We start from the raw sequence: 22727 nt of genomic DNA, 5'->3' as shown, positions 1-22727 counted from the left end.
TATGGTTTTTGGTTACTAAATATAAACTAATTAATTTCACGGCGCAAAGATATAACAAATAAAAGTATTATGCAATACAAAGTACCATAAAAATAGCGTTATGATATCATTATTTTTTCATTACGCTGATTATCAATTATCTTTTCTTGATTATTTTTTAAAGAAGAAAGCTAATATTTTTCACTTTCTGCTCTATAAACGAAGAATTTTCAAAAAGGTTGGAATAAGAAGTAAAAAACTTTGCCAAAGGTCGTAGCACGACAAGCTAATTCAAACTTCAAAGTTTATACTGCAAAAATTGCTTGTCGTGCTACGACTATTCGTTGTTCTCAATCGTCTTATAAGCCTCTATAATACTGCGTACCAGTGGGTGACGCACAACATCTCTGTCGTCTAAGTGGAGGAAGGCGATACCCCGTACTTTTTGAAGGATAAGCATCGCTTCTTTAAGTCCGGAGGAAACTTTGCGGGGGAGGTCTATTTGTCCAGGGTCGCCGGTAATCATAAACTTGGCATTGCGCCCCATACGGGTGAGGAACATCTTCATCTGGGCGTGAGTGGTGTTCTGTGCCTCGTCGAGAATTACAAAAGCGTTGTCTAAGGTGCGCCCGCGCATAAAGGCAAGAGGGGCAATCTCTATGATTCCTGCCTCAATAAAGGCGTTGAGCTTTTCGTGGGGAATCATATCGCGCAAGGCATCATAGAGGGGTTGCATATAGGGGTCGAGTTTCTCTTTGAGGTCACCAGGAAGAAAGCCGAGATTCTCGCCTGCTTCCACTGCCGGACGAGTGAGGATAATCCTACGCACTTGTTTTTCTTTAAGAGCTTTTACGGCTAAGGCAACGCCCACATAGGTCTTACCCGTACCGGCAGGTCCTACGGCAAATACCATATCGTTTTGGTGCATCAGCTCTACTAATTTTACTTGATTAGGGGTTTGCGGACGTATGATTTTGCCATTCACGCCGTGCACAATGATGTCCTCTTCGCGCACTTTTTCGCTCTTCTCAGTACTAGTAGCCGAAAGAATACTATCGATAGTGCGCTCGTCTAAGCGATTGTATTTCGCGCAATAGGCGATAAGCTTTTCCATTTGTTTCTGAAAATCTTTTAGCAAATGTTCTTCGCCAAAGGCAATAAGTTTAGACCCCCGTGCTACGATTTTTAGCTTCGGGAAGAGCGTTTTAATGTATTTGATATTATTTTCGTCTTCGCCACAAAACACTTGGGCGCTCACGTCAGTAAGTTCTAAGTTTAATTCGTTCACTTTATTTAGTTATCAGTTAAGAGGTATGAGTTAAAAGTTTTGGCAAAGATATGAAAAAATTGTCAATTAGCCAATTTGTTAATAAGCAAATCACTCGTTAGATAAGTCCGCACCCTCTGTCCTGTCCGACAGCTCTCCCTAAGTCTCTCTCTAATTTACTAATTCTCTAATTATCTCTTCCCCTTTTTCCATCGCTACATTCCCCCTCTCCTTGGGAGAGGGACGGGGTGAGGATTCCTTTTCTTTCGCCTCGAAACCCCGTTTTTCCCATTTTTAGCGCTGTTGTATTATATTATGAATCAATTTTTTACACACCCTTTCTATACCAATCGTCCAAGATTCGTATAAGCTTCCTATAAGCTCTCTATAAGCTACCCCCACCCATCTTACAGCTTTTTTTCACCAAAACTTCTCTCAGCTCTCTTCCGTTCTTCTCCGTTTCCTTCCGAATCCTCCGATATGTCACTTTTAGGGGTACACACTTTGCCAAAGTTTCAAACTTTGGCAAAGTTGATTGTTTGGTATTATTGGCATTTCTGGTATTTCTGGTATTTCTGGCATTATTGGCATTTACCTCATTTTCTCATTTCCTAATTCTCTCATTTTCCAATTTTCTCATTTTCCAATTTTCTCATTTCCTAATTACTTCTTACCTTTGCAAAAAAATATTAAATAAGATGAAAAAATTAATTTTATTCCTCACCATTTTTGGTGCTTTGCTATCAGTCTCTTGTAGCAAAAGCAACTCCGATGAACCAACCCCCAACCCCAACAACCCTATTGTTCCCACTCCACAACCCAACCCTAACCCGCAACCTAACCCGCAGCCCAATCCACAACCTAATCCGCCTACCCCTTCCCCTTCCGATAAAAAGATACTTACAGGTACCTTCATACAGCTTTTTAACAAAGGCGATTGGAGCGAGGCTCAATGGGACAATTTTTTAGGCGAAATTAAAGACTTGGGGATGAACACCCTCATCGTGCAATACATAGGATATATAAATCCTTCTAATAACCTCACTTGGTTCGATTCAAACAATAACTTTACTACCACCAAAATTAAACCTACCCTACAACGAATCCTCGTCTCAGCTCAGCGTAAAGGCATAGAAGTACACATAGGCTTGCTCTTTGATGAAAGTTATTGGCAACACCAAACCGATGCGTCGTGGCTACAAACTCAAGCCAATTATTGTATTGCTATTGCTGAAGATATCCAACGCCAGTTTGGTACTCACCCAGCCTTCAAAGGGTGGTATATTCCACACGAACCCGAGCCTTATGCTTATAATACCGATGATAAGATAGCCCTTTTCAGAGAAAAATTTATAGACCGCATCTCTAATCGTTTGCACCAGCTGAATAACAAACCCGTTTCAATTGCTGCCTTTTGGAATAGTGCACTTTCGTCTCCCGAACAGTTGCAACACTTTATGGCTGAACTCGCTAAGAGTAATTTAGAAATCATTATGTTACAAGATGGGGTAGGGGCACAACACGTAACCCTCAACCGCCTTGCTGAGTACTACCAAGCGGCTGAGCGCGGACTATTTCAGGAAAACAAAAACTATAAAGGAGTATTTTGGTCAGACCTCGAAACCTTTGCCTCACCTAATGGTCAGGTACCTTTTCATCCCGCCACTTTCGATAGAGTCAAACAACAACTCACTACCGCCTTCTCCATTCCCAAAGTAACCAAAGTAGTATCTTTTGCATATTTTGACGATATGTACACCCAAAGCCCCAATAAAGCCCAAGCCGATGCTCTACGCGAAGCCTACAAACAATATATAAAAAACAAATAACAATAAAATTAACTATAAAAAATGAAAATAGCCATAGGAAACGACCACGCAGGAGTCGATTATAAAAAAGCTATTGTAGCTTTTCTGGAAAGTAAAGGAATAGAAGTACTCAACTGCGGTACCGATACTTCTGAAAGTGTAGACTACCCCGATTTTGGTCACGCCGTAGCCAAAGCCTTAGAAGAAAACAAAGCCGACCTTGGTATTGTGATTTGCGGTAGTGGTAACGGCATTGCAATGACCGCCAATAAGCACCCTCACATCCGCTGTGCAGTTTGCTGGACAAAAGAGCTCTCTGCTCTTGCCCGTGCCCATAACAATGCCAATGTACTGAGCATTCCCGCCCGCTTTACCGCCATTGAACAAGCCGTAGATATAGCCAATACCTTTCTCAACACCCCTTTTGAAGGCGGTCGCCACGAAAGAAGAGTAAAGAAGATTTAAATTGCATTTGCGTCGCTACACTTTGCCAAAGGGGCGAGTCGCACCTTTGGCAAAGTGTACAACGTATAAAAGATTTTTCCTTAAAAACAGAAGCGTAGCTCTCAAATTTAAAAAGAAGCATTACGCAATCCGTCCTATCCGCATAATTTGCGGTAGACCAAAAATAATATGAATAATCATTGGTTAGAACGTACAGAGCTTTTAATTAAACAACAAGGTATTACCACTTTGCAAAATGCCCATATCCTCATTGCAGGCTTAGGGGGCGTAGGCTCTTATGCTGCCGAATTTGTAACTCGTGCAGGCGTAGGAGCTATCACTATTGTCGATGCTGATACCGTTTCCCTCTCTAATATCAACCGCCAGTTGCCCGCCCTTCATTCTACGATAGGGCAAGCCAAAACCGAAGTGATGAGAGCACGTCTTTTGGATATCAATCCCGAGCTGAAACTCACCGTCATTCACGAATTCCTGACCCCTGAGCGCGCTTGGGAAATCGTAACGCCTGACTTCGATTATGTCATCGACTGTATCGATAGTATTACCCCTAAACTGAACCTTATTCTTGCAGCTAAACGCAAACACGTAAAGCTCGTGAGTTGTATGGGTGCAGGAGGTGCTACCGATGTTTCCCAAATAAAAGTAACCGACCTGATGAAAACGTATAACTGTCCGTTGGCAAAGTTTATTCGCAAACGGCTCAAAAACGAGCGTATTCACTCAGGTATAAAAGCCGTATTCTCTTCCGAAATAGTTTCCAAGGATTCTATGCAACGCACCGAAGGTCTCGACTATAAAAAGTCTTTCTATGGTACCATTAGCTTTATGCCAGCCGCTTTTGGGTTACACGCTGCTGCTACTGCGGTAAATTACCTATTAGCAAAACAACAAAATAAAGAAAATGTTAATTTATAATGTGAATCAATGTTTGAGAAATGATTGTCTCTGATTTACAATTTCATAGTCGCTTTTGCGTCACACATTCCCCCTCAAAGAGGGGGCTAGGGGGAGGTTTATAATCAATAAGTTAATTCAACCCTTTGTTAAAACTAAGCAAAGAAAATCATCAACTTATAATACAATCAAGTGATTTTCATTTATAACAACGCTGAGGTATGACTTTCTTTAAAACTTAAAAGTCCTTTTTTATATTGATTATGAAAATCTTACATTTCTCAGTTTCATTTATTTTCTAAAAAAATTGCTTTTTTTAAAAAGAAAGCGTATTTTTGCCCCAAATATACAAAGTTCGCTGTTTGATGAGTGATTTAAAAAAGTTGGTAGCGTTATTAGAAGAGAAAGCCATTGTCTTACAGAGCAAATTCAATAGTCTTAGGGAAGAAAATGGCAAGCTAAAACAAACCATTGAAGAACTTCGCAGTGAGAAACAGTCGCTTGAAAGCACTATCACTACACTGAAAGAAAAGAACGAAACACTCGCCATAGCCAACCGTATATTAGGCAGTAAAGATAATAAAAGAGAAACTAAATTGAAGCTCAATACGCTCATTCGCGAAATCGATGCGTGTATCACTCAGCTCACTAAACAATAGCAATGGAACAGGACGGATTGAGAATTAAACTTTCGGTAGCCGATAGGTTATACCCTTTAACCATTGCTCCACAACAGGAAGAGGGATTTAGAAAAGCCGCTAAAAAGATAAACGATATGATTCAAGATTTTGAAACCGTTTATGAACTGCGCGATAAACAAGATGGCTTAGCAATGTGCGCTATCGCTTTGGCAAGAGAAATAGAACAAGCCAAACTCAACGAAACGCACGAAGATGAATCCCTCAAAGAAACCTTAGCACAGGTGTACAACGCCTTAAACCAAATAGGTTAAAACACGTTCCTTTACATAGAAAACTTACTGCCTATATTGATTGTCCTTTCGGTAAACTCAACATTAACATTTCACAAAAGGGAGAGTTACAGCGGCTAAAGCGTGCCGGTCTTCAGTTGCCGGATACTTGCCCCACTGAGTATCCCTAAACCTGTTTTTCAGAGTTTTACGTGAAACATATTAATCAATATAGGCATTTTTTATATCAATATTTTATTTTTTAAACAACAAAGATGGATAGTACAGTTATTATAAGTATTGCAGTTTTTATCATTGCCCTTTTCATAGGGTTCGCTATCGCCAAATCGCTGGAAAAGAAGAACGCCTCTAAAATCATTCTCAACGCTAAGAATGAAGCCGACGTTCTTCTGAAAAACGCTAAATCCGAAGCTGAAAATATCAAAAAAGACAAGATATTCCAAGCAAAAGAGAAGTTCCTTGAACTAAAAGCTGAACACGAAAAAACAATCACTGCCAAAGATAAAAAAATGGCAGAGGCTGAGAAGCGTATACGCGATAAAGAGTCGCAAGTGTCTAATGAATTGGCACAAAATAAGCGCTTAAAAGATGAGTTGGAAAAGAAAACAGAAGAAGCCGACTTTCGCTTGCAAACCCTCGACAAAAAACAAGAAGAAATAGACCGCCTACACAAAAGTCAGGTACAACAATTAGAGGTTATTTCAGGCTTGTCTGCCGAAGAAGCTAAGAAACTACTCACCGATTCATTGCGCAGTGAAGCTCAAGCCGACGCGATGGCTTATATCCAAAATACCATTGAAGAAGCCAAACTCACTGCTCACCAAGAAGCGCGCAAAATCATCATCAACACCATTCAGCGTATAGGCACTGAGGAAGCAGTAGATAATTGCGTATCAGTATTTAATCTCGAGTCTGATGAAGTGAAAGGTCGCATCATCGGTCGTGAAGGTCGCAATATTCGTGCCCTCGAAGCAGCTACTGGGGTCGAAATCATTGTAGACGATACCCCCGAAGCGATTATCCTCTCTTGCTTCGACTCGGTACGTCGCGAAATCGCACGTCTTTCTTTGCACAAGCTTGTAACCGACGGGCGTATCCACCCTGCACGCATTGAGGAAGTGGTAGAAAAAACTACCAAACAAATAGAAGAAGAAATTGTAGAAATAGGTAAACGCACCGTGATTGACCTCGGTATTCACGGATTGCACCCCGAGTTAGTAAAATGTGTAGGACGTATGAAATACCGTTCTTCTTATGGTCAAAACCTCTTGCAACACTCACGCGAGGTAGCCAAACTCTGTGGCGTAATGGCAGCCGAATTAGGCTTAAATCCTAAACTCGCCAAACGTGCCGGACTCTTGCACGACATCGGTAAAGTACCGCAGATAGAAAGTGAGACTCCTCACGCTCTCCTCGGTATGGAATGGGCAGAGAAATACGGCGAAAAACCCGAAGTGTGCAATGCTATCGGGGCACACCACGACGAGATTGAGATGACCTCCTTGCTTTCGCCTATTGTACAAGTATGCGATGCTATTAGTGGAGCTCGTCCAGGAGCACGTCGTCAAGTACTCGATTCGTATATACAACGTCTCAAAGACCTCGAAGATGCTGCTTTCACTTTCCAAGGCGTGAAGAAAGCCTATGCAATCCAAGCAGGTCGTGAGTTACGTGTAATCGTAGAAAGCGAAAGAGTAACCGACGATAAAGCCGCAGAACTTTCATTCAACTTATCGCAAAAAATCCAAACCGATATGACCTACCCAGGTCAAGTGAAAGTAACGGTAATACGTGAAACTCGTGCTGTGAATATCGCGAAGTAAAGTTATATGAACTATATACAAGACTACCTATATCAAATTATTGCTACTGCCATTACATTGGTGGTCTTTATTGCTTTGCGTTACTTGGTGAACTCCATCATCAATAAGTTCGGAAAAAAAGCGGAGTTCGTAGAGAGTCGTACTCATTTAGTAAAGAAGTATATAGACTATTTTATTTATGCGCTAGCTATCCTTACCATTGTCTCTATTTGGGGAATAAAAACCGAACAGCTATTCCTTTTTGTTACTTCGATACTTACCGTAATAGGGGTAGCGTTTTTTGCCCAATGGTCGATTTTGAGCAATATTACAGCGGGGATTATCGTGTTTTTCTCTTCTCCGTTTAGAATAGGTGATACGATTAAGATTTTAGATAAAGATTATCCTATCGAGGCTAAAATAATCGATATAAAATCTTTCTATACTCTTTTGAAAACAACAGAAGGCGAACAGATAAGTTTGCCGAATAATCTTTTGCTCCAAAAAGGGATTGTAATTGTTTCGGAAAAGAAATATGCGGTGAAGATAAAACCGTAAATTGCTTACGTGCTTTGCTAATAACAAAAACCCTAATATATGCTGACCAATTACATCAAACGTTCCGTGATTATAGCCATCGCATTGGCGGTAGGCTTTTTGCTCTATGGGTTGCTTCCTTATGAAGAGCCTACAAATAAAGGCTTGGCACTCCTTGCCTTTGTAGCTATCTTGTGGCTTACCGAAGCCATACACATTACCGTTACAGCACTCTTAGTTCCTGTATTGGCAATACTCTTGGGCTTAGAGAGTACCAAAAGTGCCCTACAAGCTTTTGCAAACCCTACAATCTTCCTATTCTTTGGAGGTTTCGCTATTGCTACTGCCCTGAGCGTACAAAAGCTTGACAAGTACATCGCTCATAAGGTGATTGCTATAGCCAGAGGCAATTTCCTGTTAGCGGTATTCTTCCTCTTTTTGGCTACTGCTTTGCTCTCTATGGGTATCAGCAATACAGCTACTGCCGCAATGATTATTCCTTTGGCAATGGGTTTGCTCAAAAACATCGACTACGAAAGTAATAAAGGTACGTATGCTTTTGTGATACTCGGGGTTGCTTATAGTGCGAGTATAGGAGGTATGGGTACCTTGGTAGGTAGTCCACCGAATGCCATTGTCGCCTCTCAACTGAATATCACATTCTCAGAATGGTTGCGCTATGGTATGCCTACAGTCTTAGGTTTAATGCCTTTGATGATTGGTACGTTGTACGTAGTCTTCCGCCCAAAACTTAACATTAAAATTACCTCTACTGAAGGTGCAGTAGATAAGCTTAATGGCAAGCAGTATCTCACCATTCTCATCTTCCTTATCACAGCCCTTTGTTGGATATTTAGTGATGTAATCAACGAAACGCTCACTTCTTTTTTAAGTATCGAAAAAATCAAAGACTTTGATGCAGTGGTAGCAATGATTGCTGCCGTGTTCGTATGTTTGTTTGGTGTTGCCGAATGGAAACAAATACAAGAAAACACCGATTGGGGTGTGCTAATGCTCTTTGGAGGTGGGCTCTCACTAAGCGTTATCCTTACACAATCGGGAGCAAGCAAGGCGTTGGTAGACTCTGTGCAGTTCCTCATCGCTGATAGCAACTATTTTGTAATAGGACTTATGGTAGCCACCTTCATCATTTTCTTAACTGAATTTACCAGCAATACCGCCAGTGCAGCTCTCTTAGTGCCTATCTTCATCTCAGTAGCTGAAAACTTAGGAGTTAATCCTTTGGGTCTTTCGCTTATTATAGGTATAGGAGCCTCTTGTGCCTTTATGTTGCCTGTAGCTACGCCTCCTAATGCCATAGCTTACGGCACGGGCAAGGTAAGTCAACGCGATATGATAAAAGCAGGTTTTGTATTGAATATTCTTAGTATTATCTTTATATCAGTAGTAGCCTACTATTTTTGGAGATAATAGTTAAAATGATAATAAAAAAAGCGGTCTATTAAGACCGCTTTTTTATTTTAAATATGTTTGAAATCTCTTTATTGTATTAGCAATTAATCATTGTTTTACCAACCTGGGTTTTGTTGCCAATTGGCTCTACCTTGTTCATAGAGAATGTCACTTGGAGAAAGTGGCCAAACCATTTTATAATTCCCCGCAGGGATATTAAGCTGATAATACTGGTCAGCAGGGTCTGAAACAATAGCACTGAGGTTCTGAGGGGTACCACGTACTACGCCCAAATTCCAACGCTTGATATCTGCCATACGGAAGCCCTCGAAAGCAAGTTCGCGGTTGCGTTCGTTTTGAATCTCTGTCCAAAGGTCGGTATAGGTTACACTACCGATACCACGAGCGGTGCGCAATCTGTCTAAGTAGGTTTTAGCATTAGTTTGATCGCCGTTTTTATAAGCGGCTTCGGCTGCTATTAAGTATATCTCAGCAATACGAAATACCTTAGGACGATGCATATAAGTAGGGGAGATACCTGATGTTTGTTTTAGAAGAGGATTGTCAGGGTATTTATTTACCAAATACAAATCGGTGAAAGTAGCACTACCATAATTAGCAAAAAGTTTTTTGATGTAAATAGACTTACGATAATCGCTGTTATTATACAAATCTACGAAATCTTGAGTAGGTATTGCTTTTGGCAAATACCTTATTTCATACCTACGCAATCTATTGTTCCACTCTCTTTGGTAGCCCAAATAAATATCATTGGCTGATGGTAACTCTGCTGTATTACCTACATCGTATTTAGCATAAAGCTGTACAATACTTTCTGCAGTATCATCATCTTTCCATACCTTTTCTAAATCACTACTACTACTCACTAAGCTATAACGACTACCTATAATTGAAGTAGCTGCGGCATAAGCCTCTGCCCACTTGCCTCTATAAAGCAATACACGTGCCTTGAGTGCTGCAACTGCATCTTTGGTAAACTTCTCTGACCCTAAAGCACCTGTTACATCACTAAGGCGAGTTTCAGCTTGTGCTATATCGGCCAAAATAAAGTCGTAAGTCTGTCCTACTGTACTTCTGTTAGGAAAATTGTTGATAGTAGGCCCGCTTAGCAAAGGCAATCCATAAGCTGAAGCCTCGTCGGTAGGGCAATAATGCGTAAGCAGATAGGTGTAGTAATAAGCACGTGCCAAATACAATTCGCCCATATTGTGCTTTATCTGTGCCGCATCGGTGCGGTAATTTTCTTGGGGAATAGTAATAGTAGGAATCCCCTCTAAACCTATATTTATATTTTGTATTGCCCCAAAATAGCGTTGCCAAATAGTTGCTGTAGCTGCATTATTGACAGTAAACAACGTCCAGTTTTGAAAGTTTGTAATTGTTTCGTTAGTACCGTCTCTTAGAGCCATATTCAGGAAATCAGCTTGCAAGTCGGTAGCATACATAGCACTTCCGTATATGTTTGTACGCAACTTACCATACATACCATTCACCCAAAATTGAGCATCTTGTACGGTTTTAAAAGAGTTAGCTTGGCTCAAATCTTCATAAGGTTGTTGGTCGAGGTTGAAACAGCCGGTAAAGAACAGAGGAGCTACTACTAAAGTTATTATTTTATAAATCTTTTTCATTGTTTTACATTTTTAAAAATTAACATCTACCCCTAAGGTAAATTGACGAGAAGGAGGATAGCCACCTGATGAAATAGCATTATTGTACTCAGGGTCTGCACCTTCGTATTTGGTAAGCGTAAAGATATTACGAGCAGTAGCATATAAGCGTACTCCTTCAAAGAAATTCAATTGTTTGATAACTTCTTTTGGGAGGCTATAGCTAAGGGTAATATTTTTCAAACGCATAAATGAGGCGTCTTGTATCATACGTGCATCCGATGAATTTACGAAAGTGGTAGTGTTTATCTTAGGGTGGCGGGTGTTATCACCTGGATTTTTCCAATAGTCTAATATTTTTCTACTTAGGTTGTGATCACCAAACTGGTCAGGATTTTCGGTGTACTTCATATCGTAGTTCCACTTATATTTTTCCAACGAAAAAGAGAATGCCATATCGAGCGAGAATGTTTTATAGCTGATATTCCAGCCGAATCCACCATTGATAGGGGCTTGCATTTTCTTGCCTGTGGTTTGTCCTAATTTACTAGAGTCGTAAGTAGTTGTTACTCTATTATCATCAGTTACTTGCTCCATACGGTCATCACCTGGTATGTAATACTCCATTTGTCCGGTATCAGGGTTTACGCCTTTGGGGATAACGGCAGCCCATTCAAGGGCACGACCTAATTTATACCCTATTTCAGAAGAAGGAACCACATTAGAGGTTTTATTGCCAAAAAGAGCGGTTATTTCTTGCTTGTTATAGTTTACGTTGAAGTAAGGACGAATGCTCAAGTCTTGATTTTCACTTCTGTAAACTACTGATGAGAAAGTGAAGTCTATCCCACGGTTGCGCATACCCCCTGCATTGTCAAAGAATTGATTTTGCCCTGAAGTACTATTGAGCTCACGACTTGAAATCATATCGTAAGTCTCGCGGTCGTAGTACTCGATATTGAAAGAAGTACCTCTATCAATCACAATATTAAGTCCTACAGTAGTTTTGCGTTGCTCTTCCCAACGTAGATCAGGATTACCCAAGCTACCTACTGTATAAGCTGTTTTACCTTGATAGAAATTATCTGGTTTTATAGTAGTGATATGTTTGTAGCCTCCTAAAGCATTTCCTGAAAGCCCTGTGCTGAAGCGCAAATTGAGGTCTGAAAGCCATTTTACATCTTTCAAAAAGTTCTCTTGTTTGAGTTTCCACATCGCTCCTATTGCCCAGAAGTTGCCGTAGTGGTTGTTCTTACCAAAAGCTGACGAACCATCACGGCGCATTGATAGGTCTAAGAAGTAACGAGTGTTATAAGAGTATTCTACTCTTCCGAAATAAGAATTGAAAGTACTTACAGTCTTTTGGTCTTCTATTCTTTTATCTTTACTGCCGTGTCGGAGCATTGTTAGCCCTTCTGAAGGTTGTCCGAAAGTAGTAGCATCTAATTGTTTGCTGCTATTTTCAACCGACTCTTGTCCTAATAACACATTGAAGCTATGTTTTTTGTTTTCTCCTAACAGGAAGCGATATTCTAACGTGTTAGTAATTGTTTTTCTGAGTGTACGACTGTTAGACACTGAAGTGTAAGGATTAGGGTCATCGAAAAACTTATAATCTATAAACGAAGGTAATTCTTTTAGTTCTGATTCGCCATACCCGTATTGTATCCCTCCTTGTGTTTTGAATATGAGGTTTTTAATAGGCTCTATAGAGACGAATCCCGAAGGCAAGAAGTCATCGGAGAAAGAGTTGCTAGGGTGTGTTTCGGCATAGTAGTCGGGGTGGTAGAAACCAGCTGAACGACTGGTGATGCCAGGGATATAGTTTTTACGACGGCCATCTTCGTAAGTAGGACTGTAAAGTGGCAAAGCTATCACCTTAGGGGTGTTGAGGGTGGAACCTCCTTTGCGCTCAGTATGTCCTGCTGCAAATGAGAAGCCCGTTTTTAACCATTTAGTGATTTGGGTATTGATACTACCATTGACAGTATAACGACGGTAATCGCTACGAGGTGCTGTAGAACCCTCTTGGCTGAAGTGCCCAAACGACAAATAATAAGTACTATTATTAGTACCTCCTGAAATAGAGACATCAGTACGTATCAACGGTACAAAATCTCTGAAGAAAACTTTATCCCAACGGGTATTGTAAGGATTATCGGCTAAGATTTTATCTGCTGACTGTCTCGCTACATCCTTGCTTGAACTGAACTTACCTACAGCCAAGTTTACTGCTTCAGGATTTTTTTCTATCCAAAAGTCCATATACTCGCGTGGGGTCATCATATCGTCAAAAAACTTACGACTGGCATTGGTAAGCGCTGTAAAACCGAGTTGGTGACTGATAGTTACGCTTGTACGCTCGTTATTACGTCCTTTTTTGGTAGTGATGAGTATCACTCCATTGGCGGCACGAGCTCCGTAGATAGAGGTAGAAGCCGCGTCTTTAAGTACCGTAATACTCTCTATATCGTTAGGGTTGAACCTGTTCATCACACTACTGCTTACGGCTATTCCATCCATTATATAGAGAGGTTCTTGGGTTCTTTCACCTCGTAGTGCGCCTTGGAAGTTGTTATACCCGTGGATAAGGATATCGCTATTGCTACCAGGGCGACCTGAATCGCTGGTTACCACTACCCCTGCTAATCGTCCTTGTAAGGCATCGGATACGCTGGCTACCGGAGCGGCACTCACATCTTTACCTTGTACTTGTGCCACTTGTGCAACGGTGCGGCTGGCGAGCTTAGGAGCTCCATAGCCGGTAACCACCATCTCTTCAAGCTCTTGTACATCTTCTTTAAGAACTATGTCTAATCGTTTGGTGGAGGCGGTTATTTTTCTCTCTACTGTCTTCATTCCTAAAATCGAAAAACTCAACGTTTCTCCCACTTTGGTTTGGATAGTATAATTCCCCTCCATATCGGTAGCGGCACCGTGCTGGGTACCCTTGATTAATACCAATACACCTAATAAAGGCTCACCTTTTTCATCTTTTACAGTACCTGAAACCTCTATGTTCTGTGCTGTAACACTAAAAGTTACCAGCAAGAAGAGAGCCCAAGCGTACAACATTCTCAGTTTTGTCATCTATATTTAATTTTGCGCAAAAGTAGTAAAAAGGTTTCAATAATGCAAGAGTTTTTAACACAAGTAAATACATTTGTTAATTTTTAATGTTTTAGGGCTCTTTTATTAGTTTTTTTAACCGTCTTATCCGTTGTATATTAAATATTGTTTTTGTACCTTTGCCCCGCTGTAAGAAAACCGCCTAAATGTTTCTTTATGTCGAAAAAACTATTGATAGCTCTTGCTGTTCTATTATGCCTTGCGGGCATTGTCTTTCTATTCTTCAAAACTACTAATCAGGAGGCGTATACCTCCGTAGATGATATTAATAAAGAAACTCCTCAGGACTACATAGGTTCGGCTTCCTGCAAGCAGTGTCACCTAAAAGAGTATAATGAATGGACGCTCTCCGACCATTACAAGGCAATGCAAATCGCTAACGATAGCACCGTACTCGGCAATTTCAATAATGCTACCTACACCGCCGATGGCATCACTTCTCGTTTCTTCAAGCGCGATGGCAAATTCTTTATCCATACACAAAGCGAAGACGGGTCTTACAAAGATTACGAGGTATTGTATACCTTTGGTTATTACCCCCTGCAACAGTATATTACCGATTTTCCTAACGGCAAAAAGCAAGTCTTCCGTCAGTCGTGGGATAGCCGTCAAAACAAGTGGTTTCACCAATACGCAGGCGAGGTAATTCCCCCCGATGATTACCTGCATTGGACGCAAGCAGGACAGAATTGGAATCTAATGTGTGCCTCTTGCCATAGCACTAACCTGCAAAAAAACCTCAACCCTTATACCGACTCCTATCACACTACTTATAGCGAACTCACCGTAAGTTGTGAGTCCTGCCACGGAGGGGCTAAAACGCACGCCGAGAGTAAGGGAAAAACTCGCACGTTTGTCCTTGCCTCGCAAACCCAAGAACTCAATGCCTGTATGCCTTGCCATACGCGTAGGGGAGAGGTAACTCAGCACCACGCTATGGTAACAGAGGTAATGGACGAATATCTGCCCGAAGTGCCCGTAACCGACCTTTATTTTCCCGACGGACAAGTATTAGGTGAAAACTATAAATATTCGTCTTTCTTGCAAAGCAAAATGTATCACCAAAACGTGCGCTGTACCTCTTGCCATTCGCCTCACACAGGCAAGCTGAAAGCCGAAGGTAGCAAAGTGTGTTTGCAGTGTCACGCACCTAAGTACGCTTCTCAGGCACACACTTTCCACAAGGGCAACCCAGCCGAAACCGATTGCCGTGTGTGCCATATGCCTACCCGCACTTATATGGGCAACGATGTGCGTCACGACCACAATTTCTACGTCCCTCGCCCCGATTTGTCTGCTCAGCACGGCACACCCAACGCTTGCAATGCTTGTCATACCGATAAAACCGCTCGGTGGGCAGCCGAAGCTGTTACCAAGTGGTACGGCAAACAGCGCAAACCGCATTTCGCCGAAAATCTTATTAAAGGAAGTAAAGGAAATATCACCGCACTCAGTAGTCTGTTAGAAGACAAAACAACCCCCGCCATTGTGCGTGCGGGAGCCATTCACTATCTGGGCAATCACCCTTCTGAAAAGAGCTTTGCGCTTATTAAAAAAGAACTTCACAATCCCGACCCACAAACGCGTTATCGTGCCGTGGTGGCTATTAGCGAATATCCTCTGAATCTCTATGAAAATGATTTGTTGCCCTTACTTACCGATAAGGTGAAGGCGGTGCGTATGCTCGCGGCTAATGCATTGCTCACCCAAAAAGGATTAGAGGCTTGCAGGGTCTATAATGGATTTGAACAAGCACACCAAGAGTATAAGGAGTTTGTGCTCTCACAGTCCGATTTTCCATTAGGAAGCGCTACGGCAGGCGACTATTTTGTGAAGATAAACGATACCGATAACGCCATTCGTTTCTACGAGCGCGCTCTGCTGAAAGACAAACAGCTGAACTACATTCGTCTAAACCTCGCCGTTCTTTACAGTGGCAAAGCCCAAAACGACAAGGCAGAAAGCTTCTTAAACGAAGCCTTGAAGTACGAACCCAAAAACGCCCAAATCTATTACGATTTGTATTTGCTCTACAACGAACTTGGACGCGAGGCAGAAGCCAAAGTTGCGCTTAGTAAAGCCAAAGCCTTAGGGATTAAGGGCAGGTTTTAATCCTTAAAGCATACCGCTTACAACATTCCTACCACTCACAACCAGCCCTTCTCCGCTTCTTAATCATTAATCATTAACCATTAATCACTAATCATTAAATCCTAATTGGTATATTTTTTGCAATGGTCTTGTTACTATGAAAATACAATTAAAACGCGTATACGAAGCAGAAAGCCCCGAGGACGGTTTTCGTATTTTAGCCGATAGGCTTTGGCCTCGTGGTATCAAAAAAGAAGCACTTCATTTAGATTTTTGGGCGAAAGAGGTAGCTCCCTCCACAGCTTTGCGCAAACGTTATCATCAAGACGGCAAATTCGAAGATTTTAAAGCAGATTACACCCAAGAACTCTTGGTAAACCCCGCTTTTGCATCTTTCTTAGAGATGCTTAAACCTCATAAAGTAATCACCCTCCTCACCGCTTCTAAGCTGATTGAAAAAAGTGCCCTCCCCATACTCAAAGAGGCAATCTCCAAAAATCCCCCAAAAACCTCTTGAAATAACATTATCCGAGTATCTGACTATCAATAGCCGAGAGTGTGTATAGAAGAATATTTTCCCCACATTACCTCCATTTTTTCCGTCTCTAATTCCCCCTTTGAAGATAGCCAGCAAGAGATTTTCATCACATTTCCTTCGTCATTCGTCATTCGTCATTCGTCATTTCTTCCCTTTTCCGTCATACTTCCCCCTAGTGCCTATGGCCTAAGGCCTAATGCCTTTTCTCTTTCTTTCGCCTCGAAACCCTGTTTTTACCATTTTTTGCATCGTTGTATTATACTATGAGTCAACTACTTATATACCCTTTCTATACCAATCGTCCAAGATTCGTATAAGCTTCCTATAAGCTCTCTATAAGCTACCCCCACCCTCCTTACACCCTTTTTTCATCAAAAATTCTACTTCCTCTCTTCCGAACTTCTCTGTTTCCTTCCGAACACCCCTAATAGTCTCAACACGTCGCTTTTTCATCTCAAACTTTGCCAAAGTTTCAAACTTGGGCAAAGTTGAATAAACAGACAATTCCTCCGCTGACGCTTTTCTTGTAGCTCGCACCCATTTTCTCATTTTCTAATTTCCAAATTTTCTAATTCTGAGATTTACGTCCAACCCACATTTATTAACAAAAAAAACAAATGGCAAACTTTGTACAACTACAAAATCTACCATTTGTTCCTGTGTATAACCAAAATGTTTATTTATTAGCTTTGCAATATCCTAAAACAAAATCTTCTATCAAAACAAAAAAGACCTTATACATAGTGTTTCCTATCTTAATATCCGTCTCCTTGTCATTAGGGAAAAAGTCTTTTACCCTCACATCGTTTAGGGTAAGTGTAGGTTTGTTATGAATTTTAAAACCTACTTCTTTGGCACACCACGTCATTGTAAGTTTCTGAATGATGTTATGAATCGAGTAATTCGCTGAGCGATAATTCCATTGAGTGAATTTATGTGCGATACGCAATATTTTCTCTCGTTTCTTCTCAATATCCACCCCCACAGGTTTATTACTTATCATCACCACAACTTTATCAAACGAATGACTAATCGAAATAAAATCTTTTCCTTTTAAAAAAGGCTTCCCGTAAGCATTGTAATGCAAAGAATTGGGGGCGTGTCCTAACTGAGTTAGCAATAAACGCGTAGCTAAAAAGTTCTTTTTAGCCCTCTCATTGCTAATAGCATTGTAACTCTCCTTTTGTTCAGGAGTAAGAGGAGTTTCTTCTTCCAACACAGCAAGCTCCTCCCTTACCTCCCAAATGTACAAGGTGGTTTTTTTATCTACTTTTATGGTGCTCTCTAATGGCATATATAATTCCCCTCCTAATTTCGCACAAAGATACTGAAAAATTCTTAATCCTTACAAGTTATATAAACCACCTCTGTGTCTTTTTCTTTTCTTTCAGAAATCAATAATATGTTAAAACAACGCCCTTATAATGAGCTTATTTAGCATCATTTTAATAGTTCATAAACAATGAAGACGTTAATTTGTGTTACAAACATAACTTTTATTCTTTTGCTTTCCTATCAAAAGTTTAACAAAAGATTAACGCTCTTAAACGAAAAAAAGTCTTCACGATGAGGAAAAATCGTGAAGACTAAAAAATAAAATATAACTTTTAAAAAAATAAAAATGATAGCAAATTCTTATTTATAAAGTACTTTTTTTACTGCTTTTACTACGTCGTCAGCATTTGGCAAAAACTCTTTCAAAAGCTCTGAAGAGAATGGTGCTGGCGTATCAGTGGTAGTAATGCGTTGTACAGGCGCATCGAGATAATCGAAGATGTGCTCTTGTACTTGATAAGTAATTTCAGAAGACACACTGGCAAAAGGCCACGCTTCTTCCAAAATCACTAAGCGATTAGTTTTCTTAACCGATGCGAATACCGTGTCAAAGTCAAGCGGACGTACAGTACGCAAGTCGATGATTTCACACTCAATACCTTCTTTGGCTAAAATATCAGCAGCTTTATGCGCTTCTTTAATAATTTTACCGAAAGAAACGATAGTTACATCAGTACCCGCACGCTTAATATCGGCAACGCCTAATGGAATAGTGTATTCTTCTTCTGGCACTTCACCTTTATCGCCATACATTTGCTCAGATTCCATAAAGATAACGGGGTCGTTATCACGGATAGCCGACTTCAAGAGTCCTTTTGCATCGTAAGGCGTAGAAGGAACTACTACTTTCAATCCAGGGCAGTTAGCATACCAGTTCTCAAAAGCTTGAGAGTGGGTAGCCGCCAACTGACCAGCAGAAGCGGTAGGACCACGAAAAACGATAGGAATATTAAACTGACCTCCTGACATCTGGCGCATTTTAGCCGCGTTGTTAATGATTTGGTCAATCGCTACTAATGAAAAGTTGAAGGTCATAAACTCTACAATAGGACGGTTACCATTCATAGCAGCCCCTACTGAGATACCTGCAAAACCGCCTTCAGCGATAGGGGTATCAATAATACGTTTAGGCCCAAATTCATCGAGCATTCCTTTAGAGGCTTTGTAAGCGCCATTGTATTCGGCTACCTCTTCACCCATCAAATAAATAGACTCGTCGCGACGCATTTCTTCACTCATCGCTTCGCAAACGGCTTCTCTAAATTGTATTGTTCTCATTTATATTTATTAAATAAGGTATATAACTAAAATTTCTGTTTTGAAAGCACAAAAGTAATAATAATTATTTAATCTCCTAATTTTTTTACTACTTTTATTTTCTATATATTATCTAAAACGTTATATATCAAATATTTATTATGTTATTTACCTTATCTCTAATCTCACCACTCTCTGGTTAAATCGCCTATAAAAATACGGAATCTTATATAGCGTACGGAAGATAAAAGGGTAGCGCCCTTGGTCGTACTTACTCATAAAGTACTCTTTTGCCACGTGCAACTTAGGGTGCCACTGCTCCATCGCCTCGCTATACTTTTCGCTCCATTGAAATTCAGGGCGCCTGTCTTTATCCATTGCTTTTAGTGTATCGTGGTTCTTAGCGTGCCCTACTAAGGCATAAGCGAGCATATCGAAGAGAAGAGTAGCCTCAGTAAATGCTTCACAGAGATGTATCATAAAATCTTTTACCTCAAATGGAGGGAAATACATCAGTACCCCCTCAACAATAATGAGTATAGGCTTGCGGTGAGCTTTTACTTTTTCTATCCATTCGGTATCAAAGAGAGACATTTCTAAAAAACTACGTCTTTCATTCTCCTCAAAAAACTGACGCCGGATAGCAATCACCTCAGGCAAATCGAGGTCATACCAATGGGTAAGTTCCGGACAGCCCAAACGCTCATAACGAGCATCGAGACCCGTACCCAATTGTATTATTACTGCATCGGGGTGTTGCTCTATAAAAGCACGTGTTTCTTCGTCTATCAGGTGAGCGCGTACACACACGCCTGCTTGGGAGAATTTACCTTTCTTGAACCGGCTAAAATCATAGTCTATTTTGTTTATAATCTCAGCAGCCTTCTCATCGCGTAACAGCGGTTGAGGTTCTTTATTTTCAGTAGCTTTTGCCCATAAAGTAATGAGCATTGTTTCGGGTATTTTGTTCATTTTAGTTGATGGATTTATTGTATAATATTCTATATTTTAAGCGATTTAATCATAGAAAAGTAGGGTAGGTGATAAGTAATAAGTGAAAAATATTGTTCATAATTAACAAAAAAGCAAATTTATTTGGTCAATACATTCATATTATTTACTTTTGTTCTAAACAACAGATTTCAGAGCGCAAAAATACAGCAAAAAGGAAGTACGATTGTTTAATTTCCTTAGCAAAGTTTTACATCTGAATAGCAAATAATGTGATTAGTTGTTCGTAGTCGGCTAGTGGTGCTGACGGCAAACGGCTTATGAACGTGATAAACGACTGATGAATATGATAAACGAAATAACATTACCTTTGGCAACCAACGAAGAAGAGGTGCAAAATTATTACGAAAGAGTGAATGAACAAATAGGGGTGTTCCAATTGGAACAACAAACCTTAGGCAATCATACTTATTACCGATGGCAAGCACAAATGAAAGAAGAAGTGACTTTTGTGGGACGTATGGATATCCCCTCAGTGCGTCTTTATTTTGTAACCCGAACCTACAAAGGTATGGCGGTGCAGGTAGACGGGCGAAATTGTATCAGTAAGGCGGGGACTCACAATATCTTTTTTGGTAAAGAAGAATGCTTGGGCAAAGACTTGTTGCATAAAGATGATATTATAGAAGTGATTACGGTTGCTATCAGTGCTGAGCAATTTGCGCAAATAGCTATTCAATATCCCGAAACTTTTATGGCGTGGTACCAGCGCTATGAGCGGGGTGGTAACTTTATTCTTTCGCCTGAACAATCACTTCCTACTGACTTTGCTATGCAAACCGTTCTTGACCAACTGCAACACGCTTCTCTTTTAGGCAGGGCAGCACGACCTTATGCCGACCTAAAAGTGCAGGAACTCTTTTTGTTACAATTACATCAATACGAACAGCAACAGCTACAAGTATACCAATACTGCAAAACCCAAACCGACGTGCGGAAGATGTACGAAGTGCGCGACCGCCTTACGGCTCAGTTGGACGTTACGCCTTCGATAACTGAATTGGCACGTGCCGTAGGTGTGAACGAAAAGAAGTTGTGTTATGGTTTTAAAGAGGTATTTGGCACTACTGTTTTTGGTTATCTATACGACTATAAAATGGAGTTGGCACAACAACTGCTCCTTCACACCGATAAGAGTATAAGTGAAATCGCCCTCACTTGTGGATATGATTATATATCGCATTTTTCGACTGCCTTTAAGAAGAAGTTTGGTAGAAATGCAAAGGAGGTAAGAAATAAGAGGTAAAAAAAGACTGTCTATGGTTTTTAGACAGTCTTTTTTATAAAATTTTTTCTATGAAGCTACTAGAACTTGTAACCTACCCCTACTTGGAATACGCGGTTTTTGAAATTCAAAGTAGGAAGTTTATATCCGTTTTCTGAATACGATTTAGTCGATAAGTCGGTAAGACCTAAATTAAAGGAAGCATCGAAAAAGAAACCAGAATCGAAGTTGTATTCAGCACCAAAGCCTAATCCTAAATCGAATTTCTTGTCGAGAGTTAAAGGTTCATTGTCTACATTTACTAAACCAAAACTCGAATTATCTTTACCGCTGGCTTTAGCTTTTGACACAAAACCTAAGTTCACCCCTATTTTAGGGCGGAAACCGTTGAAGTCGTATTTAATCCAAAGAGGAATGTTGAACTGCTCGATTTTCAATTTACCGTCCTTAATATCTAATTCTCCAAGCGAAAAGTTGTTGATCCTACCACTTAAAGAATTGATATTAGCTCCTTGGAAAGCATAGTCAACACCAGCTTCTACCCATAATTGTTCGTTGAAGCCATATTCGATAAAGGCTCCGAAGTGGAACCCAGGGCTGTAAGAAGCACTAAATTTGGCGGTTCCTGTAAATCCTCCTACTGAAAGTGATGTTTCAGGGTCAGAAACATTGGACATCAAAAAGCCCGCTTTAGCACCTACTTTAAATTCTTGGGCGTTAGCGCCAATGATAGTGGCGATTGCCACAACAAAAGTAATAAATGTTTTTTTCATTTGTAATATGATTTAATGGTTTTTACTTATGGTTATTAATATCTCTGAGCTCTTTGAGTTTTCAGAGGGGTAGTAGAATAGTAAATTAAATGAAGTGTGATATAAAACTTGGATTTCTGATGAGTTTTTATTTTGCAAAGATAAATAAAAAATTTTAATTAGCAAATTTGGAAATGAGAGAATGAGGAAATGAGAGAATGAGGAAATGAGAGAATGAGGAAATGAGAGAATGAGGAAATGAGAGAATGAGGAAATTGTCACGTCCTAAAAAAGGTTGTCATAATTAATTATTGTTTTATTAGTCAATTTTTTTCATTAAGCTACCTTTTGAAAGTACACCTGATCAGGAGTTTTTAAGTTCAATGCATAGTGAGGACGTTTTTGATTATATGTCTTTATAGCCGAACATACCGCACTAAGAGCTTGTTGTTCAGTATTAAAAGTAACTCCTAAATTAAACTCTTGCTTGAGAATCCCATTGATACGCTCCGCGTGAGCATTTTCATAACAGTGATTCTCCTGAGTCATACTAATTTGAATGTCCTCTTTTTGCAATAACAATATATACTCTTTGCAACAATATTGAACTCCTCTATCCGAATGATGTATTAAAGACTCTGACCTTTTCTTCCCTTTTAAAG

General features: G+C 40.3%; 19 protein-coding genes. 11 read left to right on the top strand and 8 right to left on the bottom strand.

Going from position 1 to position 22727, the window contains the following annotated elements; all coding sequences use genetic code 11:
• Positions 1-316 precede the first annotated feature (316 nt).
• Entirely contained in the window at positions 317-1267 is a 951-nt protein-coding gene (locus HMPREF1320_RS09675; protein ID WP_009418496.1) for a PhoH family protein, read from the bottom strand.
• 677 nt (positions 1268-1944) lie between these two features.
• On the opposite strand from HMPREF1320_RS09675, the gene HMPREF1320_RS09670 reads away from it, so the two are divergent.
• The 8 genes from HMPREF1320_RS09670 to HMPREF1320_RS09635 all read left to right on the top strand — a co-directional run bounded on the left by HMPREF1320_RS09670 (position 1945) and on the right by HMPREF1320_RS09635 (position 9114).
• Entirely contained in the window at positions 1945-3075 is a 1131-nt protein-coding gene (locus HMPREF1320_RS09670; RefSeq protein ID WP_009418512.1) for a DUF4434 domain-containing protein, read from the top strand.
• A 21-nt stretch (positions 3076-3096) separates the two neighbouring features.
• The gene (gene rpiB, locus HMPREF1320_RS09665) at positions 3097-3519 is read left to right on the top strand and encodes a ribose 5-phosphate isomerase B (protein ID WP_009418526.1); all 423 of its coding nucleotides are present in this window, start codon (positions 3097-3099) and stop codon (positions 3517-3519) included.
• 168 nt (positions 3520-3687) lie between these two features.
• On the top strand, positions 3688-4434 hold the full coding sequence (locus HMPREF1320_RS09660; RefSeq protein ID WP_009418504.1) for a ThiF family adenylyltransferase: 747 nt from the start codon (positions 3688-3690) through the stop codon (positions 4432-4434).
• A gap of 344 nt (positions 4435-4778) precedes the next feature.
• Positions 4779-5072, top strand: coding sequence for a hypothetical protein (locus HMPREF1320_RS09655; RefSeq protein WP_002674144.1), 294 nt, complete (start codon positions 4779-4781; stop codon positions 5070-5072).
• A 2-nt stretch (positions 5073-5074) separates the two neighbouring features.
• Complete coding sequence (locus HMPREF1320_RS09650; RefSeq protein ID WP_009410520.1) at positions 5075-5365, top strand: cell division protein ZapA; 291 nt, start codon at positions 5075-5077, stop codon at positions 5363-5365.
• A gap of 233 nt (positions 5366-5598) precedes the next feature.
• On the top strand, positions 5599-7167 hold the full coding sequence (rny, locus tag HMPREF1320_RS09645) for a ribonuclease Y (RefSeq protein ID WP_009418514.1): 1569 nt from the start codon (positions 5599-5601) through the stop codon (positions 7165-7167).
• A 6-nt stretch (positions 7168-7173) separates the two neighbouring features.
• A complete protein-coding gene (locus tag HMPREF1320_RS09640; protein WP_009418516.1) occupies positions 7174-7704 on the top strand; it encodes a mechanosensitive ion channel domain-containing protein in 531 nt (176 codons plus the stop codon).
• Between the two features lie 39 nt (positions 7705-7743).
• Entirely contained in the window at positions 7744-9114 is a 1371-nt protein-coding gene (locus HMPREF1320_RS09635) for an SLC13 family permease (protein WP_009418548.1), read from the top strand.
• Between the two features lie 98 nt (positions 9115-9212).
• Here the strand turns inward: HMPREF1320_RS09635 and HMPREF1320_RS09630 are convergent, their stop codons facing one another.
• A complete protein-coding gene (locus HMPREF1320_RS09630; protein WP_009418529.1) occupies positions 9213-10748 on the bottom strand; it encodes a RagB/SusD family nutrient uptake outer membrane protein in 1536 nt (511 codons plus the stop codon).
• A gap of 12 nt (positions 10749-10760) precedes the next feature.
• Positions 10761-13817, bottom strand: coding sequence for a SusC/RagA family TonB-linked outer membrane protein (locus HMPREF1320_RS09625; RefSeq protein ID WP_034554508.1), 3057 nt, complete (start codon positions 13815-13817; stop codon positions 10761-10763).
• A 195-nt stretch (positions 13818-14012) separates the two neighbouring features.
• On the opposite strand from HMPREF1320_RS09625, the gene HMPREF1320_RS09620 reads away from it, so the two are divergent.
• Both HMPREF1320_RS09620 and HMPREF1320_RS09615 read left to right on the top strand, forming a co-directional pair.
• A complete protein-coding gene (locus tag HMPREF1320_RS09620; RefSeq protein ID WP_034554507.1) occupies positions 14013-15968 on the top strand; it encodes a multiheme c-type cytochrome in 1956 nt (651 codons plus the stop codon).
• 136 nt (positions 15969-16104) lie between these two features.
• Complete coding sequence (locus HMPREF1320_RS09615) at positions 16105-16464, top strand: DUF488 domain-containing protein (protein ID WP_009418511.1); 360 nt, start codon at positions 16105-16107, stop codon at positions 16462-16464.
• A 697-nt stretch (positions 16465-17161) separates the two neighbouring features.
• On the opposite strand, the gene HMPREF1320_RS09605 is transcribed toward HMPREF1320_RS09615, so the two are convergent.
• The 3 genes from HMPREF1320_RS09605 to HMPREF1320_RS09595 form a co-directional block, all read right to left on the bottom strand.
• Positions 17162-17779, bottom strand: coding sequence for a 4'-phosphopantetheinyl transferase family protein (locus tag HMPREF1320_RS09605; protein WP_009418518.1), 618 nt, complete (start codon positions 17777-17779; stop codon positions 17162-17164).
• A gap of 341 nt (positions 17780-18120) precedes the next feature.
• Entirely contained in the window at positions 18121-19098 is a 978-nt protein-coding gene (locus HMPREF1320_RS09600) for a pyruvate dehydrogenase complex E1 component subunit beta (protein ID WP_009418524.1), read from the bottom strand.
• A gap of 147 nt (positions 19099-19245) precedes the next feature.
• Positions 19246-20049, bottom strand: coding sequence for a class I SAM-dependent methyltransferase (locus HMPREF1320_RS09595; RefSeq protein WP_009418505.1), 804 nt, complete (start codon positions 20047-20049; stop codon positions 19246-19248).
• A gap of 319 nt (positions 20050-20368) precedes the next feature.
• Here HMPREF1320_RS09595 and HMPREF1320_RS09590 point away from each other — a divergent pair, with 319 nt between their 5' ends.
• Entirely contained in the window at positions 20369-21334 is a 966-nt protein-coding gene (locus HMPREF1320_RS09590; RefSeq protein ID WP_009418545.1) for a helix-turn-helix domain-containing protein, read from the top strand.
• A 59-nt stretch (positions 21335-21393) separates the two neighbouring features.
• Here the strand turns inward: HMPREF1320_RS09590 and HMPREF1320_RS09585 are convergent, their stop codons facing one another.
• Positions 21394-22086: a porin family protein gene (locus tag HMPREF1320_RS09585; RefSeq protein WP_009418543.1), complete on the bottom strand. Its 693-nt coding sequence runs from the start codon at positions 22084-22086 to the stop codon at positions 21394-21396.
• A gap of 315 nt (positions 22087-22401) precedes the next feature.
• On the bottom strand, positions 22402-22727 hold a 326-nt coding region (locus HMPREF1320_RS09580; protein ID WP_034554502.1), incomplete at its 5' end, for an integrase core domain-containing protein.

The sequence above is a fragment of the Capnocytophaga sp. oral taxon 335 str. F0486 genome, from assembly GCF_000277665.1.
Taxonomy (GTDB): Bacteria; Bacteroidota; Bacteroidia; order Flavobacteriales; family Flavobacteriaceae; genus Capnocytophaga; species Capnocytophaga ochracea.
Note: the sequence above shows the minus strand (reverse complement) of the source record. Positions and strands in the feature narration are given on the sequence as shown.

Excerpts from the sequence above, each read along its gene's own strand:
- HMPREF1320_RS09670 (WP_009418512.1), top strand. The coding sequence starts at position 1,945 with ATGAAAAAATTAATTTTATTCCTCACCATTTTTGGTGCTTTGCTATCA.
- rpiB (WP_009418526.1), top strand. The coding sequence starts at position 3,097 with ATGAAAATAGCCATAGGAAACGACCACGCAGGAGTCGATTATAAAAAA.
- HMPREF1320_RS09660 (WP_009418504.1), top strand. The coding sequence starts at position 3,688 with ATGAATAATCATTGGTTAGAACGTACAGAGCTTTTAATTAAACAACAA.
- HMPREF1320_RS09655 (WP_002674144.1), top strand. The coding sequence starts at position 4,779 with ATGAGTGATTTAAAAAAGTTGGTAGCGTTATTAGAAGAGAAAGCCATT.
- HMPREF1320_RS09650 (WP_009410520.1), top strand. The coding sequence starts at position 5,075 with ATGGAACAGGACGGATTGAGAATTAAACTTTCGGTAGCCGATAGGTTA.
- rny (WP_009418514.1), top strand. The coding sequence starts at position 5,599 with ATGGATAGTACAGTTATTATAAGTATTGCAGTTTTTATCATTGCCCTT.
- HMPREF1320_RS09640 (WP_009418516.1), top strand. The coding sequence starts at position 7,174 with ATGAACTATATACAAGACTACCTATATCAAATTATTGCTACTGCCATT.
- HMPREF1320_RS09635 (WP_009418548.1), top strand. The coding sequence starts at position 7,744 with ATGCTGACCAATTACATCAAACGTTCCGTGATTATAGCCATCGCATTG.
- HMPREF1320_RS09630 (WP_009418529.1), bottom strand. The coding sequence starts at position 10,748 with ATGAAAAAGATTTATAAAATAATAACTTTAGTAGTAGCTCCTCTGTTC.
- HMPREF1320_RS09625 (WP_034554508.1), bottom strand. The coding sequence starts at position 13,817 with ATGACAAAACTGAGAATGTTGTACGCTTGGGCTCTCTTCTTGCTGGTA.
- HMPREF1320_RS09620 (WP_034554507.1), top strand. The coding sequence starts at position 14,013 with ATGTCGAAAAAACTATTGATAGCTCTTGCTGTTCTATTATGCCTTGCG.
- HMPREF1320_RS09615 (WP_009418511.1), top strand. The coding sequence starts at position 16,105 with ATGAAAATACAATTAAAACGCGTATACGAAGCAGAAAGCCCCGAGGAC.
- HMPREF1320_RS09605 (WP_009418518.1), bottom strand. The coding sequence starts at position 17,779 with ATGCCATTAGAGAGCACCATAAAAGTAGATAAAAAAACCACCTTGTAC.
- HMPREF1320_RS09600 (WP_009418524.1), bottom strand. The coding sequence starts at position 19,098 with ATGAGAACAATACAATTTAGAGAAGCCGTTTGCGAAGCGATGAGTGAA.
- HMPREF1320_RS09595 (WP_009418505.1), bottom strand. The coding sequence starts at position 20,049 with ATGAACAAAATACCCGAAACAATGCTCATTACTTTATGGGCAAAAGCT.
- HMPREF1320_RS09590 (WP_009418545.1), top strand. The coding sequence starts at position 20,369 with ATGAATATGATAAACGAAATAACATTACCTTTGGCAACCAACGAAGAA.
- HMPREF1320_RS09585 (WP_009418543.1), bottom strand. The coding sequence starts at position 22,086 with ATGAAAAAAACATTTATTACTTTTGTTGTGGCAATCGCCACTATCATT.